Annotated in this window: 19 protein-coding genes; all 19 read right to left on the bottom strand. The window is 46.6% G+C overall.

What is annotated here, in order from left to right; translation table 11 throughout:
- The 19 genes from traM to INP83_RS11105 all read right to left on the bottom strand — a co-directional run bounded on the left by traM (window position 1) and on the right by INP83_RS11105 (window position 13,736).
- Entirely contained in the window at window positions 1–1,149 is a 1,149-nt protein-coding gene (traM, locus tag INP83_RS11195; protein ID WP_255563128.1) for a conjugative transposon protein TraM, read from the bottom strand.
- The gene (locus INP83_RS11190; protein WP_219124001.1) at window positions 1,149–1,553 is read right to left on the bottom strand and encodes a hypothetical protein; all 405 of its coding nucleotides are present in this window, start codon (window positions 1,551–1,553) and stop codon (window positions 1,149–1,151) included. The genes traM and INP83_RS11190 overlap by 1 nt, the downstream gene beginning before the upstream one ends.
- Window positions 1,531–2,145, bottom strand: a complete 615-nt coding sequence (traK, locus tag INP83_RS11185; protein WP_219124000.1) for a conjugative transposon protein TraK — start codon at window positions 2,143–2,145, stop codon at window positions 1,531–1,533. Before traK ends, INP83_RS11190 begins: the two co-directional genes overlap by 23 nt.
- 57 nt (window positions 2,146–2,202) lie before the next feature.
- Window positions 2,203–3,357 (bottom strand): plasmid transfer protein, encoded by a 1,155-nt coding sequence (locus INP83_RS11180; RefSeq protein ID WP_219123999.1) that lies wholly within the window; start codon window positions 3,355–3,357, stop codon window positions 2,203–2,205.
- Window positions 3,354–4,130, bottom strand: a complete 777-nt coding sequence (locus INP83_RS11175) for a hypothetical protein (RefSeq protein ID WP_219123997.1) — start codon at window positions 4,128–4,130, stop codon at window positions 3,354–3,356. Before INP83_RS11175 ends, INP83_RS11180 begins: the two co-directional genes overlap by 4 nt.
- On the bottom strand, window positions 4,127–4,786 hold the full coding sequence (locus INP83_RS11170) for a hypothetical protein (protein WP_219123995.1): 660 nt from the start codon (window positions 4,784–4,786) through the stop codon (window positions 4,127–4,129). The genes INP83_RS11175 and INP83_RS11170 overlap by 4 nt, the downstream gene beginning before the upstream one ends.
- Window positions 4,783–5,448, bottom strand: coding sequence for a hypothetical protein (locus INP83_RS11165; protein WP_219123994.1), 666 nt, complete (start codon window positions 5,446–5,448; stop codon window positions 4,783–4,785). Before INP83_RS11165 ends, INP83_RS11170 begins: the two co-directional genes overlap by 4 nt.
- A complete protein-coding gene (locus INP83_RS11160; protein ID WP_219123992.1) occupies window positions 5,445–6,110 on the bottom strand; it encodes a hypothetical protein in 666 nt (221 codons plus the stop codon). The genes INP83_RS11165 and INP83_RS11160 overlap by 4 nt, the downstream gene beginning before the upstream one ends.
- A 1-nt stretch (window position 6,111) precedes the next feature.
- Window positions 6,112–8,409 (bottom strand): TraG family conjugative transposon ATPase, encoded by a 2,298-nt coding sequence (locus INP83_RS11155; RefSeq protein ID WP_255563127.1) that lies wholly within the window; start codon window positions 8,407–8,409, stop codon window positions 6,112–6,114.
- Between the two features lie 94 nt (window positions 8,410–8,503).
- Window positions 8,504–8,791: a DUF4133 domain-containing protein gene (locus tag INP83_RS11150; RefSeq protein ID WP_219123989.1), complete on the bottom strand. Its 288-nt coding sequence runs from the start codon at window positions 8,789–8,791 to the stop codon at window positions 8,504–8,506.
- A complete protein-coding gene (locus tag INP83_RS11145; RefSeq protein WP_219127650.1) occupies window positions 8,792–9,097 on the bottom strand; it encodes a DUF4134 domain-containing protein in 306 nt (101 codons plus the stop codon).
- Between the two features lie 136 nt (window positions 9,098–9,233).
- Window positions 9,234–9,527 (bottom strand): DUF4134 family protein, encoded by a 294-nt coding sequence (locus tag INP83_RS11140; RefSeq protein WP_255563125.1) that lies wholly within the window; start codon window positions 9,525–9,527, stop codon window positions 9,234–9,236.
- Complete coding sequence (locus INP83_RS11135) at window positions 9,524–9,805, bottom strand: hypothetical protein (RefSeq protein WP_219123988.1); 282 nt, start codon at window positions 9,803–9,805, stop codon at window positions 9,524–9,526. Before INP83_RS11135 ends, INP83_RS11140 begins: the two co-directional genes overlap by 4 nt.
- Window positions 9,802–10,125 carry a hypothetical protein gene (locus INP83_RS11130; protein WP_219123986.1) on the bottom strand — a complete coding sequence of 108 codons (324 nt, stop codon included), beginning with the start codon at window positions 10,123–10,125 and terminating at the stop codon, window positions 9,802–9,804. The genes INP83_RS11135 and INP83_RS11130 overlap by 4 nt, the downstream gene beginning before the upstream one ends.
- On the bottom strand, window positions 10,100–10,741 hold the full coding sequence (locus INP83_RS11125) for a ParA family protein (RefSeq protein ID WP_219123985.1): 642 nt from the start codon (window positions 10,739–10,741) through the stop codon (window positions 10,100–10,102). Before INP83_RS11125 ends, INP83_RS11130 begins: the two co-directional genes overlap by 26 nt.
- 11 nt (window positions 10,742–10,752) lie before the next feature.
- Entirely contained in the window at window positions 10,753–11,658 is a 906-nt protein-coding gene (locus INP83_RS11120) for a relaxase/mobilization nuclease domain-containing protein (RefSeq protein ID WP_219123983.1), read from the bottom strand.
- A gap of 295 nt (window positions 11,659–11,953) precedes the next feature.
- Window positions 11,954–12,454, bottom strand: coding sequence for a plasmid mobilization relaxosome protein MobC (gene mobC / locus INP83_RS11115; protein ID WP_255563123.1), 501 nt, complete (start codon window positions 12,452–12,454; stop codon window positions 11,954–11,956).
- Between the two features lie 41 nt (window positions 12,455–12,495).
- On the bottom strand, window positions 12,496–13,428 hold the full coding sequence (locus tag INP83_RS11110; protein WP_219123982.1) for a hypothetical protein: 933 nt from the start codon (window positions 13,426–13,428) through the stop codon (window positions 12,496–12,498).
- The gene (locus INP83_RS11105; RefSeq protein ID WP_255563122.1) at window positions 13,425–13,736 is read right to left on the bottom strand and encodes a hypothetical protein; all 312 of its coding nucleotides are present in this window, start codon (window positions 13,734–13,736) and stop codon (window positions 13,425–13,427) included. The genes INP83_RS11110 and INP83_RS11105 overlap by 4 nt, the downstream gene beginning before the upstream one ends.
- Between the last annotated feature and the right edge of the window lie 190 nt (window positions 13,737–13,926).

The raw sequence follows: 13,926 nt of genomic DNA, 5'->3' as shown, positions 1-13,926 counted from the left end.
TTAATAGTTCTTTTGAGCGTTTTGTAAGGCATCTGTATCGATCAGATAGAGGTAAGAATTGTATTTAAGCCGGGCTTTATTTTTCCGAATGAGGTCCGCAATGGCCGACGAAGTAGACTGAAAAATTTTACTGGCCGTACTCATCAGGAACTGATTGCCCGAACTGCCATCGATCGTTACCCCTTGTATAGTATTGCCGCCAAGGTCTCTGGTAAACTCTCGAAAGGATGAGGCAGGCACATAAAGTCCCGGCAGACCGTCCAGATCATAGACATCCAGCTTGACCGGCACGATCCTACTATTAAAAAGTATTGAAGAGATCGTCAGGGTGACGCGCTGCTCTGAAAAGCCGCTGATCTGCGCATACAGGTAAGTGCCCTTTGGGATGAGCATGTCACCGGCCCGGACATCTTCAAGCAGTCGCAAGCGCAGCCTTGAACCGGCGTAACCCGTGATGTTTTCGTCGATGACCGCACTGATCAAATCCTGCTGTTTTTCCGGTAAGACCGTATTGAATTCGTTGGATGGGCTACCGGCTTTAACCACCGTAAATTTAACCTGTGCAGCTTTTCCTTTGGCTAATTTATCCGCCGCATCACGTTTTTGTTTTTCAGCTTTGTACGCCGGATCGTTGGCTTTGTTGATACTATCCATCACGGCCATTTGCATTTTGAAGACCTCCATCGGATCTTTTTCTTTGGTAATGTTATTCTCCGTCACTGCCTTCGGGGGTTGCGATCTTGCCGAGATCACGCGCACTAACTGCCGTTCGGCTTTCATTTGATTATCGGTGACTTCCTGCACCTTTGCCCGTTGGGCTAGTGAATCCAGCATCCGCCTTTGTTTTTCCGAATAGTCATTGTTATACGCCGGATTACTGGTCGTTTCTTTAGGGATAACGGCCACTGCTGAGATCCCATCGGCCTCTTTATAGGTGTTGCGGAAAGCATCCAGTTTATCCGCAAGCTGCCGTTTACGGACTTCGCTGGAAACATTGCCAACGCTCGGATTTAGAACTTCTTGCGGTGCCGTGTCCTGCTTGGGTTTTGCGAAGCTGCTCCGCCAGGCGTAAAAGAAGAGGCAAAAAAAGGGCAGCAACACCAAAGGCAGTATATACTTGGGTTGTTTAAAGTTGATTTTCATCATCATTACTTTTGAATTTGTTGAAGACTGTCAAGCGCATTCTCTAGCGTAATGCTGTCTTGGTGGGTCAGCACTTTTTTAGCGATCAGGCTGTCCACCATTCTTTTCAGCTGTAACCCTTTCCTGATCTTAGCCGCGGATTCCATGATCCTGGAAAAGCCTTCGGTGACAGGACTGATAGCTTTAACCTGGGGATCCGGTTTATTTTCAGGGTGCCGGAAAATGGTGAACGATAAGCTGGCCGATGAAAGCAGCAGTACGATCATGAGCCAGAAAACCAGTCTGGGGTAAGTGTTAAGCAATTCGCTTATGAAGGCACTCAAAGCCGAGAAATAGCACCCAAATTCCCTGCGCAATTCTGAATAGAGTGTATTACGCGGATCGCGGTTAGAATGTATTTTTCTCCACATCTTGTAAGTCTTTATTTTCAAGGGTTTTCCAATTGGTGATCAATACCCCGTGCGGATTGTTATCGCTGCGCGGAATGTCTTTAAGATAGCCTTCCGTAACCAGTGAACGGATCACCGTCGAACTGCGCCGGTCAATCTTGAGCTTACCGTAGTATCTGAAATACTTTTTCGCTACGTCCACTGCAATGGAATCGGTTTGAAGGGTCAAAACCGAACTCGATGAAAGAATGGAATTGAAAAAACCATTTTCTTTCAGGTCGTTATATTGCTGCATTCCGGATTCATCGATGAGGTACATCGCCTTTTTCATTTGATATTCCATGTAACCGTCATCCGGCGTTAGGGAAAAGAAAAGGGAATGGAATAGATCGATATGTGCGCGGTATTCCGCCGGCCTGTTCATTTGGACGTCGGTTTGTCTGGCCAGGATAGGCACATTTTTATCAAGGATGTAAATGCTCTTTTGGGCACTGCTGACCAGCTTAAAAGCATACAGGCAGTTAACTCCGACGATGATCAGCGATGTGACAAGACTGCCAATAGCGATGACCGTCGCAAGCTTGATCTTGGCTTCGATGTTTTTGATGATCATGTTGATGGGAATTAAAAAGGCCGCTTAAATGCGGCCCTGAATCGTACATAAAATGGATTAGATAAAACGACCAGCAGCGCGGCGCGCACCGGCAGCCACTAACCCAGCACTTCTTCCGAAAGTAGAAGTAGCCGAACTGATGCCCGAAGTCGAGATGATCCAGGTAGAAATACTCGGTACCGTAAACATACATATGGCACCAACAATAAAGACGATGATCACCGTTCCGAACGATAGTATGCCGTTTCCTGCAAAGACTGCCATTTTTGTCAGATCCGCATTCAGACCATCCTGACCAACGAGCTCTTGATATTTACTTATTTCTGATGTCATTGCGTATTCCTGCATCAGTCCCGTTAGGTACATGATCAGATAAGCTATTCCGCTATAAAGATTGACCGAAATAAATCGTGCGATCCAGGTGCTGAAACTGTCCCTGAAGGCTGGCAGAATACTGACCGCTACAGCAAACGGACCCAGTATGATCAGTATGGTGGAATAAATGATTTGAATGATGAAAATCACGTAGGTCGCGATCCGTAAAATCCAGATCCCTATCAATTCCAGCATTTGCGTGAACAACAATTGCATGCCTACCTCCAGCCGGTTCTTTAATTCGAGCAGCGGCGATACCACGCTACTGATGCCTTGCTTTACGGTGCTGGTTACTTCATCCCAAGCCTGACCATACCAGGTATCACTTTCCTTTTCGGCTACTTGCGTTTGGGCCTGGTAAGTATAAAGTGAGTTCGCAACGGCCAGCATCAGTTTAGACCGGTTGATCCGAAGATTGTCGACCGTCTTTTGCTGACTGTCAAACATTTGTTCCGTTTGGTTTGCGACGAGGTCCGTGGGAAAAGCCAGGACTTTAACAAAGGTTCCCCACCAGAGAATAACCATGGCTAATCCGAATGGACGCATCAGTGGCATAATCTCCAGTTGTTTGTCTCCAACCATCATTTCGTAGCTTTTGATGGCAAAAAAAATGATCATAAAAATGGCGGCCAAAGCTTTTGCATCCGTAATGAACAGATCAAAATGGGTCCAGACCGAATCCTTTAGGCCTTTCAGAAAATACATAACACCGTATTCGTAAACACCATCGCCCTGCAGCAATTCGAGTGTTTTGGTATTGTCCGGTGCGGTCGTTTGGGCGATCACTGCTGGTGCCCCTAAGCAAAGCAGTGCGATTAAAGTGATCCATTTTTTCATTGTACATGCTTTAAGACCTGGTTAGCAATATCAATATCCCAATGCGGTGTCCAATTTGTCACGTTCACCATATTAGTGCTCAGCCGTTTCTGCTGGGCAGCCATATCTAAAGTAGCTGCTGCTGAAGCGGTTCTGATCGCCCATACACCGGAAAGGCGTTTGTATTCCATCAGGTACCGATGATAGGCCATTATACGGGCACCCCGATCCATGTCCGAAGCGTGCGCCGCATTGATCCGCTCTTTAAGCATATCGAGTTCATTTTTGTACCAGTTGTATAAGGCTTCCGAAACCATTTTTGCCGAAACTGCCGGCGATAAACCCGCCAGCATACGCTCAGCAGAATTATTCAGTACCGGCGAGAGCTGGTTTTTGTAATACAGCAACCACAAAGGGTCGGCATCGCTGAGCAGCCCGGACTGGTTGGCAATTTCCGAGGCGGCAGTATTGCGAACCGTATCGGATTTTAATTTGTAATGATTATCCGTGTTGCTTAGTGCGCCGACCAAAGCCAAACGTTGTGTCTGAGGACCGGTAGCACTTAGCGGCCGGAGGTCTTTCCTATGGTAGTTGGGATAAAATAATCCCCAGGTCAGCCAGTAGTATGGATTAAGATTGAGGAAGCCAGCCTTGGGTGTGAATTTGTTCTGATCCCATTGCAGGTACACCATGCGTTCCTGCTGGTAACGGATACTCTGATCCTGCACAACAGATTGTGCAGAAGCGCATAGCCAGTGCAAAAGCAGCATTGGCCATATGATCATGTTTTTCATTGTTTTAAGTATTTAGCGTTTTGAATGATCCGATTGACAAAAATTTTGTCTTGGTTGATATAGGCAGCAAAGGGATTTAAGGAATTGATGACGCCACGTTCTTTAGCCCAATACATGGCGCGCCAGGCGCCGTACGCCAAACCGTCCAAAATCTGAAGTTGCTGAACGACCTTGCGCAGCAGCTCATCACGCGCGTTATAATCCGCGAGCATATGATCACCTCCTTTTAAGATAAAGCCCGATACATCAGCGGCCAGCATGGTGGCGCGCGTCCTCATCTGCGAGCTGATGTTGCCTGCAAAAAGCAGCAACTCCGGGGACGACCGGGCCAATGCCAATGCCTGCTGAATGTAGCTTGTCATGTCGGCTACGATGACCGCGATATTTTTAACAGCCAGTCCATCCTTAAGTGCGGAGTTAACATTCGACAGGGAGTTATAGATCATGGTTTGCGCGACAACCACAGAACCTACATTGGTGTTAAGATCATTGATGTTGTTATTGATCTTACCCAGGTACTGGTTATGGGTCGCTTCGGCGCTGCTTCTTACAGCTGCGTTCCCAGTAACTGCGGCAAAATGCCAGGGGTCGACGACGTATTGCTGTGCTTCAACAATATGAGCACAGAGCAGTAAGCATAAAACGATCCATCTCATTTTTTCAGGTATTTAGCGTTTTGTATAATGTCCTTACCAATGGAAATATCCGCATCGATAAAGTTTTGAAAAGGATTGGCTGCCTTCAGTAAAGCAGCAAGGTTGGAATACTGCATCAGGTTCAACATGTTACCGGAAAGATTTTGGATGTTACTTAATTCTGCCAGCACATAGTCAAAGAGTATTTTGCGATCAGAAGCTTTCATCTGGTTCACATCGCCTAGTGACAGCGTCAAACCGGCCACATAACCCATCAGGTCCTTCGCCTGTGTGATAAATTGTAATTCTGATTGGTAACCGATGGCGATCAGCGCCGGATTCTTTTGTGCCAGCTGAATGATCTGCGCCTGGTTACTCACGATACGACTGACCATCGGGCTGGCTAAAATTCCGATATCGGCCAAATTGATCGCCGTGCCAAGTGCATTGTAGCGTTGTTGTAATTCGCGGTAGGTCTTTTTTAGTTTATCCAGCAGGTTAAGGTTGGCTTGCTCATTGGCATCGACGGCTGCCTGCTGATCCCTGGCCTTGACCTGCAATTTATTTTCGGCTTGCGATTCGGATACCAGCTGGTGTATGCCGACAATATCGAGCGTCTTTTGCTGGGCGAATGCAGCTGCATTTAAGCCGAAAAGTAATAATAGCATGATCAACTGCTTCATGGCTTCAGGTATTTGGCGTTATTTAAAACTTCGGTTGCGATACGGACATCCTGATTCTGCCATTCGGCCCAGGGATTAAGCGCATGGAAAATGCCTTCCATCTTGGCCCAGTACATTGCCCGGTTCATGCCGTAGGCAATCCCGCAAAGGATGCGCATTTCTGTAGCGATATGATTCAGCAACTTTCCCCGTTCACCCGAATCCATCAGGTTATTCGTACCGCCTTTCAGGACAAAAGCGCTGACATCTGCGGCTAATAGTGTGGCTCGCGTCTGGAAATCACGGGCTCCTTGTTCAGCAAACAGTAGCAATATGGGATCAGAAGCAGCCAGCTTAACGGAGCTTTGAACATCAGAAACAATGTCTGATCCGCATTCAGCGATCTCCCGTATCGTGGTCAGGTTGTTGATAACGGAGGCGACCTGGCTTAATCCCTCATAAATTTTGTTCTGCAGGTTATTGACAATAACGAGCTGCCCGCTTACCGCCAACTGACCTTTCTGGATAAGATTTAATTTATCAATCGTTGTATTTAACTGGCCGTTAATAGTTGACGCATTGACTGCAATAGCACCGGAAACCAATGGGTCAATGACAATTTCCTGCGCCTGGGTTGGGGCAAACAGTAGGCAACCCAGCATGGTGAATAATAGCTTCTTCATGTTACGATTGATTTACTTGATTAATGAAAGCAGGCAAGGTTTTACCGCTTGATTTGAAGTCACTCACAAAGGCGTCTAAGCCCAAGGCGTAGCTACCGTGCCTGGCAATGTATTTTTCGACCGCAGATTTTTCGGGCTTCTCCGTTGTATAGGTAAGATATTGGTGAAGCGATACCTCTACGCCGTAAACCTCGCCGGTCGATCCGCGTCGGATATATACCTCTTTGAAACGGCCGCGATTCTCCGCATTATCGAGCTGATTGATGGTAAAGATCTTTCGGCGTTCTGTTTCGCTGATGGCCAGCAACGCTGCGATGTCATTATAATTATCCCTGAATTTGGTTTGATCGAGCAAGCATATCGTGTCGGAGTTATTCACGATACTATCCTTAACAACACTGTTGCCGATGATGTCGCCCAGTTCCTGCGTAACGACAATTGCTTCTCCCCAAAACTTCCGTACGGTTTTATATAGATACAGCAGATAACCTGCCATCAGCGGGCTTGCTATGGCCTTCCAGGCTTCTTCGACCACCAGTGCTTTGCGTCGATCCGAACGGTAACGCATCTTCTGAATAAATACATCCATGATGTTGAGGGTGACCAGCGGGAAAAGAATTTTGTGCTCTTTGATCGAATCTATCTCGTAAACAATGAACCGTTCGGTGAACAAAGATTTATCCGTTTCTTTATTGAGCATCGTTGCGAACTCACCACCTTTATAAAATTTTTTGAGCACGTACCGGAACTCGTCAAAGTCAAAGACGATCTTCTCTTCCTGCTTGATCTCCGGTATTTTGAGGAGCGCGAAATCATAAAAAGTGTCAAACTTCAGCACGCCGTTAACCGGGAAGTTTTCCGCATAATAGGCAGATACCACATTGGAAATAACGTCCCGTTCTACCGCAGTCATGGTGCCGTCAGCACCTTTCCAGGCTACCCCGATGAGTGTGCACAGGAAATCTTTTTTTTCGATGTTATACTCTTGCTCCGTTATTTTGAACGGGTTCATGGTGATCGGTGAAGCGTCGGTATAAGTGATGTATTTACCGTTATAGTAAGCGCAAAGACCAGAATAGGAATGGCCGGTGTCGACGATGACCATATCCATGTTATACAGCATATACTGTTCGATGAGCGCGTTCATAAAGAAGCTTTTTCCCGAGCCGCTCGGACCAAGCACAAACTTATTCCGATTATTAATGCGACCGCTGCGCATAGGCAGATCAGCAGGATCGATCCCTATGGGAATTCCTTGCCTGTCTGTGAAGCGCAGTAGAAAGTCTGAAGGTTCATCATGCGGGAGCGTCTCTTTAAAAAAGAAGCAAACAGCAGCGTCGCAGGTAGTCAGGAACCAATCGTAAACTTTCAGTTCCGTAGCGTTTCCAGGCAATGCGGAACGGAATAGTTCAAGTTGATTATAAGCGTTCTTGCTGGGAATGATACCTGACTGAAAAAGTGAGCGCTCGACAAAATTGGCGGCCTTGGGAAGCGTTTTCTGCGCTGCACAGATCATAATATTGAAGTGGGCATTTACCAGCAACTGGTTTTCTCTGGCCACATCGGTCAACAACTGATCGATATCCTCGACGCAGATCTGGTTAGCCGGATCAGGGATACCCGCATGACGCTTCTTCTTTTGCTGCAATTTGCGCAGGGTCATCACCTGGTTTGGGATTTCCAGCACCTGGTGATAGACAATCGCATGGCAGTCGGGTACACGAAATAAAAAGGACATTAAATCGACTGGAAAGCCCCTCAGGCTATCCCTGTCATTAAGTTCAATATGGGTGGCTACCTCTGGGGGCAGGTCAATGCTATCGATATTGACCAGGCTGATGCTCCGGCAAGCTCGATCACCCATATTCACTTCCGTTGTCGTAGGCGAAAGGTTATTCAGGCTAAAATGATCGCCTTTGAATTCCATACTCAGCATACGAAGCAACAACCGGTTGATATCCGCTTCTCTCAAGGCTTTTGCGCCGGGCAACACATCCAAGACCTTCCCAACAGCCTGTAAAAAGTCCTGTAAGCCTTTAGCATCATAGGTGTAAAAATTACCTTTTTTGATCTGCTTGGTAATGGTCAGGTAGGTCGACACCTGCAGGCATTCACGGCCTTCGAAGTGAGCATTATAGTGTTGTTGAAGATACTCGCCGGTACCTGGAGCATGATACTTGGAACGGCTGATGATATCGTGCTTTTGTAACAGATGGCCTTCGCCCAGAATCTTTACGATATTGATCAACAGGTAATGAAACGCTTCGTAACCTGATGGGTCAGCTGCGTATCGGATCACCGGATTGGCGACCTCTATAATCAGCGAGTATTCGCCCGTCAGTCCAATGAGCAGGTCATAATCACCGTTCCTATCTACCCCGGCGTAAGGAACGTCAAATAAGTTTTTTACGGCCATAGTGGTTTAGAATTAAAATATTCGTGTTGCGGCTTTTGGTATGAAGGCCACCCTTTTGGCGCAATGCAGTATAAAAAAGGCCACCGGTAATGCAGCCTACAAGCACGAAAGCGCCAAGCCACATATTCATCAGGGACATGACAAGCGCGCCTGCTATCAGTCCGATCAGCAAGGAAGCAATACCCCAATAGATATATTTGCCTTTAAAGCCTTTGAAAATAAGGGGCTTCTGGAGCCCCTTATAAACCGGAAATTTCCTGGCCATTTACAAACCGAAAAAAGCCTTGATTACCAAAGCAGAAACCACCAGGAAGACACATGAGCCTCCCCAACCCATCAGTTCTTTGTTGATATCCTGATCTCCGGAGTTCCATTTGGAATACACCCGGATCGCGCCAACGATACCAACAATCCCACCGATCACCAGGGTAATATTGGTTACGGGTGCGACATAAGTCTTTAAGGTTGTGGTCGCGGTATTCAAGCCGTTAACACCACTTTGTGCGAACACAGGTACAGATAAGGCCAACAGCACGGCTGATGCCCATAGTTTTTTTGTTTTGTTAAGCATTAAAAAGGAGAAAAAAAATCGAGGCAGTGATCTTTTAAAGCCCATAGAGAATTGGCCGGTATAGAAACAGGCGTTCAGATCACGAAATACGCCCTAAGCGATACACCCTGCAGATGGATGCTTTAGTTGCTTGCGGTTAAATGCCAAACATGGCGCGAAGGAAAACACCGGCAAGCGTTATGAAAATTGCGGCAAAGAACCAGGCAGCGACATCAGCTGAGAACCGGTCCTTACCCATTTGTGCGTTCTTGTAGACTCGCAATGCACCGATAGTCCCAAGGATCACGGCAACCACCAAGGAGCAATCGAACGCTGAAAAAAATGCAGACCTTAAGTCCTGCTGGGCCTGCTGCATTTCTGAAATTCCAGGCTGAGCCAAAATCGAACAGGTGGCAAAGCAACAAGCCAGAACTAAAAGCGTTTTTTTCAATAGCTTACCTGCTTGATATACTCAAACGCTTCATCCCGGCAGAGGTTGAACAAGCCTTTAAGCGATACGCCGCCGCTGGCGTATATGGGCGATAAGACATCAGCCATCGTTAATTCCGGAACCAAGGAAGCGGCGCTTACTTCTTCTGAAAATGTCAATTCATTCGTTTCCTCACCTTTAAGCTTCCTGCCGCTGCGGAGGTGATCCCAGGCAATGAGAACCAGATAATACGCAGTATACAGACCGCTTATCCAGAATAGAAATTTGAACCAGGTCATAAGTCATTGTTTTGAATAAAGTGTTTAATAATTGTTTTTATTTCCGGTTGGGTATCGAACAGGTGCTTAACAGCAAAGGCCACTAATTTCGATACATCCACGCTCGTCGCCATTTTAAACTGGTTCATTATCCGGACGGTTTTTTCATCGAACCGTACATGGACCATGCTTTTATTGATACTCGTATCATAAGCTAGTATTGCGTCGAGTATGGCGGCTTCGGATTTCTTTTCAACTTTCCGCTGTTTTCTTGTTTGTTTATTGGTAGGTTTTGTCAACTCCTGCCTAAGCTGGTCAGCCAGCGATTTCATGTTTTCCATAAAGATGATCAGCATAGATTTTTTCGAATACAGGTATGATTATCGGGTAAAGAGAAACAGGCGTTTGAAAAGTGTTGGTGCGCTGAAAGTCTATGCGGTCAGGCAAGACCGCTGTAATGACCCCGAATTTTGACAGCTGAGCGTTCACTTCCTGCATGATCTCAAATTTCGCATTCGCTTTTATCCTGTTTGGAATGAAGACCATTTTGATCTTAGGATTTACTTTACGAAGGACGACAGTAAACAGGATCGTCGATTCAAAAGTGAATTCGTCATAGGCAAATGGGCATATGAAAAGGTCCGCGGCGGTAAATACTGCAAGTAAACCATCGTCATCCAGTTTGCCGGGCAGGTCGATGAGCACAACGTCCTTTGAGTTCTTCATCAGCACTTCTTTCAATACCGGGAAAGTTTCCAGCGTTGCTGGGAGCACCTCGTAAGGTTCTTTATTTTCCAGGATTTTTGCTTTCTCATATTTTTGAGATATGGATTGCTGGTAGTCCATATCGATGACGGTCACAGGGCAGTTCTTTGCCTGCGTGAGGTAATTGGCCATAACGAGCGTCATGGTGCTTTTCCCCGCGCCGCCTTTTTGATTTCCGATAATGATGATCATAATGGTAAGTTTTAACGCGTATTAGTTCTTGCTTTCTTTTGTCGCCTGCGGCGCATCCCATGTATCTGCTGGTCGTCAACGTCATCAGCGATCCATACGGGCTTTATAGATGCAACATAAGGCTTCTCTTCTATTTCGTTATGGGGAATGATGATTGCAACTTGTTCCGCAGAACGTTCAGCGAGTAACTCTTTGAGCGACATGACCTCGCTACCTTTGAGTACGAGTTTATGATCATGGTCGATGATCGAATATCCATAGGGTTGTTTACCTTCAGACGAGTGAAATATCAATTCAATGTGATGGACATGCTTCAGGTAATTCTTAAAGTCGGAATGGTCTTTAACCACCCTTAATAGTTCACGCAGCTCCGCGATTCTAATCGTTGGCTTTTCGTAATGCCCCAACTTGTCCGCCAATACTTTTTCGTCAACTTCTTTACAGGGAAGGTCGAGGCTTTCCATGACCATAAAGAATTGTGCGCGGGTACTAAAGGTATAGGCTAATGCTTTTTCGACGCTCAATACTTCTTTCAGGTTGCCTATCGCTCTTAGTTTTTCATATGCGCTGTTGATCTTTTTGCCATCCTTTGCAACCCTAACCGACACGACATGCACATGGTTATTGTCTGTGTCCTTATGATAAACGATCAGGTATGGCTGCTGGCTATAACCCATTTTTTCCAGCCAGGCGACGGCAACATCAGTCAACTCTCGTTCGGAATACATCTTCCCTTTAGCTGAAAGCACCGCATGGAACTGTGGTTTTTTTACGCGTGTATTCTGAGCAGCGATCATTTGCAGGTAATTGATGTAATCCTGCGGCCTTAACCTGCACAGCGCCTGGAGCGCACCGAAATTGGCAACCCGCATCAGTTCGCCCTTATTCAGGTCGACCTTGTTAGTATTATAGACCACACCGCTGAACTTCGCCGAGGAGGACAGGATTTTAACGATCATGGATATAACTGAAGACTTGAATAGCTACCGATCTGTAGAAATGGCTAACCGAGTAGCGGTATACCCTTGTAAATGAGTAGCTTGGTAAACGGCTAGCTTTATAATCGCCTGTCGATGTAACTAACTAGCTGGCTAGCGTTGTAACCACATAACGACATAAATTCGTAACTTTATAACGCGATAACGAGACACCGGTGTAACTGTCTACCACTATATCAACATATAGCTATAACTGAATAGCTGTATAACACAATCAGGATTTTCCGATCAACCGGATCACCTTTCTCAGCGATACTTCAAGCTGCTGCTGAATTTGGATGTATAGGTCAAGGCGTGCATCGAATTGCGCAACGACCAGCGGTGACAAAGCCCCTCGCAATTTCAGGGTGTTGACATGTTTGGCTAATTGGTTAATGTTATTGCCAATCCTGCCCATTTCTGCAAAAATATGGTCAAGACTGACGATCAGCTCTTTGGCGTTGACAAGGGTTATTGCCGCCTTGTCCAAGGTTCGCTTACGGACCAGCTCAGTTTTACTGATCCCCAGCGCCTTTTCCAGGGAGAGGATCGTTTTGTATTCATCTTCAGTGAACCTGACGTCGAACTTCTTGCTTCGTTTTCCAACGTCTATCCGAGGCCTTCCCTTTGGCATTTCACTCTCCTCCTGAAAAAACGAGTTGCGATGTTTTCCATTCCCCTCGAGGGCGAGGGCAAGATCCTTTTTGTCGGACAAAAAGACATCTTGCCGTCTCAAAATCAAACCATACTTTAGACAATGCAATGCGCAAATGCGTGTTAACGGCCAAAGTTTTTGCTCCTGGAGGGCGACGCGGAGGCTGACAGGCATTCCGGACGCATGGAAGCCGTTAGTTTGTCATTGTAGTCATTAAAACCGGCAAAGACAGATGAACGATCGATGGCGTAAGGGAGTGCCAAGCAAAAATCCTTGGTTGCTTGGAAACCCGATGCGTCCCGGTCAAAATAAATATCAATGGATGAGTAGGATTTTGCTTTTGCAATCCCTTGACGGAGTAGGGCGATACTGTTCAATACGATCACGCTATGATCAGCGGCCGGATGCTCCGTCTTCCAGCTCAGGTAATTAAGATAACCTTCAAATACGGCTACATTTTTGGGATGTCCGGGCTCGAAAGTGATGGCCTTATTGCCCAGGCAGCCTTTAAAGTACCGGTTTCGGACCTCCCATCCCCCCTTTTCGTTTTTCCAGCCCGCCGCATAGTAATCTTTTTTTAGCCCTTTTTCATCCTTTATGAAATAATAGACTTCCTGTAAGCTATTCCTCCCTGCCTCAAATACCCTCCGCTGCTGTAAATAATCGGTAATGACGGGATTGCCGCCGATCGGCTTGGTTTCCATAACGATATAATTGGGCACCTTAACGGCTACCCGGGGCCGTCGCGGGCGTTCGCCGGCTACGGGAAGGTTGCAGGTTTGATAAATCTTCCGGACAACCTCACCAAATGTAAGCTGGGTCCAGATAGCCATACCGAGGTCAATAATGGTGCCGCCCTTTCCGGTGCCGTGATCGAACCAAACACCCAATTCATCGTTAACACTTAATGATGGGCTGGTGTCATTATCCCGAAGCATGCTGAGATACATTTTGTCTTTGCCCGTCCTGCGGACGGGTTGATAACCCAAACTGGCCAGAAAACTGACAATAGACGCCTGTTCTTTCAGTTCCTTTGCTGTTGATTGTACTGTCATACGATAAAAATTTTGATTTTTGATAAAATGATTGCAGTTACAAAAGCTTGGAAATGGCAGCGGATCTGGCGAGAATTTCGATCTCTAAAACGTTCGATACGCCAGGCGGCTGAATGATCGCCGTCTTTATGAACGGAGATCAAACCCATGTGAACCCAGTTTTCAACTTTTGCGCGGCCAAACCTTTTAAAAGCTTCTGATCTGTTGAGATAGGGTTTTACCTGCCCTGTCAGGATAAGTGCGGATAGTGCGCCAAGCTCTGCCGTGGCTTCCGCAATCAGTCTGAGCTGAAAGGGATTGATTTCCATGTGCCGGCAGCGGGCAACGAACCCGTGAATTCATTTCTGCCGGCAGAGATTTCGGGATTACCAGCGTCAGATCCTACGATCCGGGCTTGCGCCTGCCAATGCGTTTTCGCTCTATTGATATGATCTCAGCTTCGCAAAATTTCCTGCGGCTAACAGGATAATGCTTCATCCCCGTACGTCAAAGAGCGTC

The organism is Mucilaginibacter sp. 21P (assembly GCF_019331605.1).
In the GTDB taxonomy this organism is placed as follows: domain Bacteria; phylum Bacteroidota; class Bacteroidia; order Sphingobacteriales; family Sphingobacteriaceae; genus Mucilaginibacter; species Mucilaginibacter achroorhodeus.
This window is presented reverse-complemented; position numbering and strand designations above follow the sequence as displayed.

Bases quoted from the DNA above. Each gene is read 5' to 3' on its own strand.
- INP83_RS11110 (WP_219123982.1), bottom strand. From the start codon at position 13,428: ATGACAGTACAATCAACAGCAAAGGAACTGAAAGAACAGGCGTCTATT.
- INP83_RS11170 (WP_219123995.1), bottom strand. From the start codon at position 4,786: ATGAGATGGATCGTTTTATGCTTACTGCTCTGTGCTCATATTGTTGAA.
- INP83_RS11175 (WP_219123997.1), bottom strand. From the start codon at position 4,130: ATGAAAAACATGATCATATGGCCAATGCTGCTTTTGCACTGGCTATGC.
- INP83_RS11160 (WP_219123992.1), bottom strand. From the start codon at position 6,110: ATGAAGAAGCTATTATTCACCATGCTGGGTTGCCTACTGTTTGCCCCA.
- INP83_RS11130 (WP_219123986.1), bottom strand. From the start codon at position 10,125: ATGGAAAACATGAAATCGCTGGCTGACCAGCTTAGGCAGGAGTTGACA.
- INP83_RS11125 (WP_219123985.1), bottom strand. From the start codon at position 10,741: ATGATCATCATTATCGGAAATCAAAAAGGCGGCGCGGGGAAAAGCACC.
- traM (WP_255563128.1), bottom strand. From the start codon at position 1,149: ATGATGATGAAAATCAACTTTAAACAACCCAAGTATATACTGCCTTTG.
- INP83_RS11135 (WP_219123988.1), bottom strand. From the start codon at position 9,805: ATGACCTGGTTCAAATTTCTATTCTGGATAAGCGGTCTGTATACTGCG.
- INP83_RS11190 (WP_219124001.1), bottom strand. From the start codon at position 1,553: ATGTGGAGAAAAATACATTCTAACCGCGATCCGCGTAATACACTCTAT.
- INP83_RS11165 (WP_219123994.1), bottom strand. From the start codon at position 5,448: ATGAAGCAGTTGATCATGCTATTATTACTTTTCGGCTTAAATGCAGCT.
- INP83_RS11145 (WP_219127650.1), bottom strand. From the start codon at position 9,097: ATGCTTAACAAAACAAAAAAACTATGGGCATCAGCCGTGCTGTTGGCC.
- INP83_RS11180 (WP_219123999.1), bottom strand. From the start codon at position 3,357: ATGAAAAAATGGATCACTTTAATCGCACTGCTTTGCTTAGGGGCACCA.
- traK (WP_219124000.1), bottom strand. From the start codon at position 2,145: ATGATCATCAAAAACATCGAAGCCAAGATCAAGCTTGCGACGGTCATC.
- INP83_RS11150 (WP_219123989.1), bottom strand. From the start codon at position 8,791: ATGGCCAGGAAATTTCCGGTTTATAAGGGGCTCCAGAAGCCCCTTATT.
- INP83_RS11105 (WP_255563122.1), bottom strand. From the start codon at position 13,736: ATGGAAATCAATCCCTTTCAGCTCAGACTGATTGCGGAAGCCACGGCA.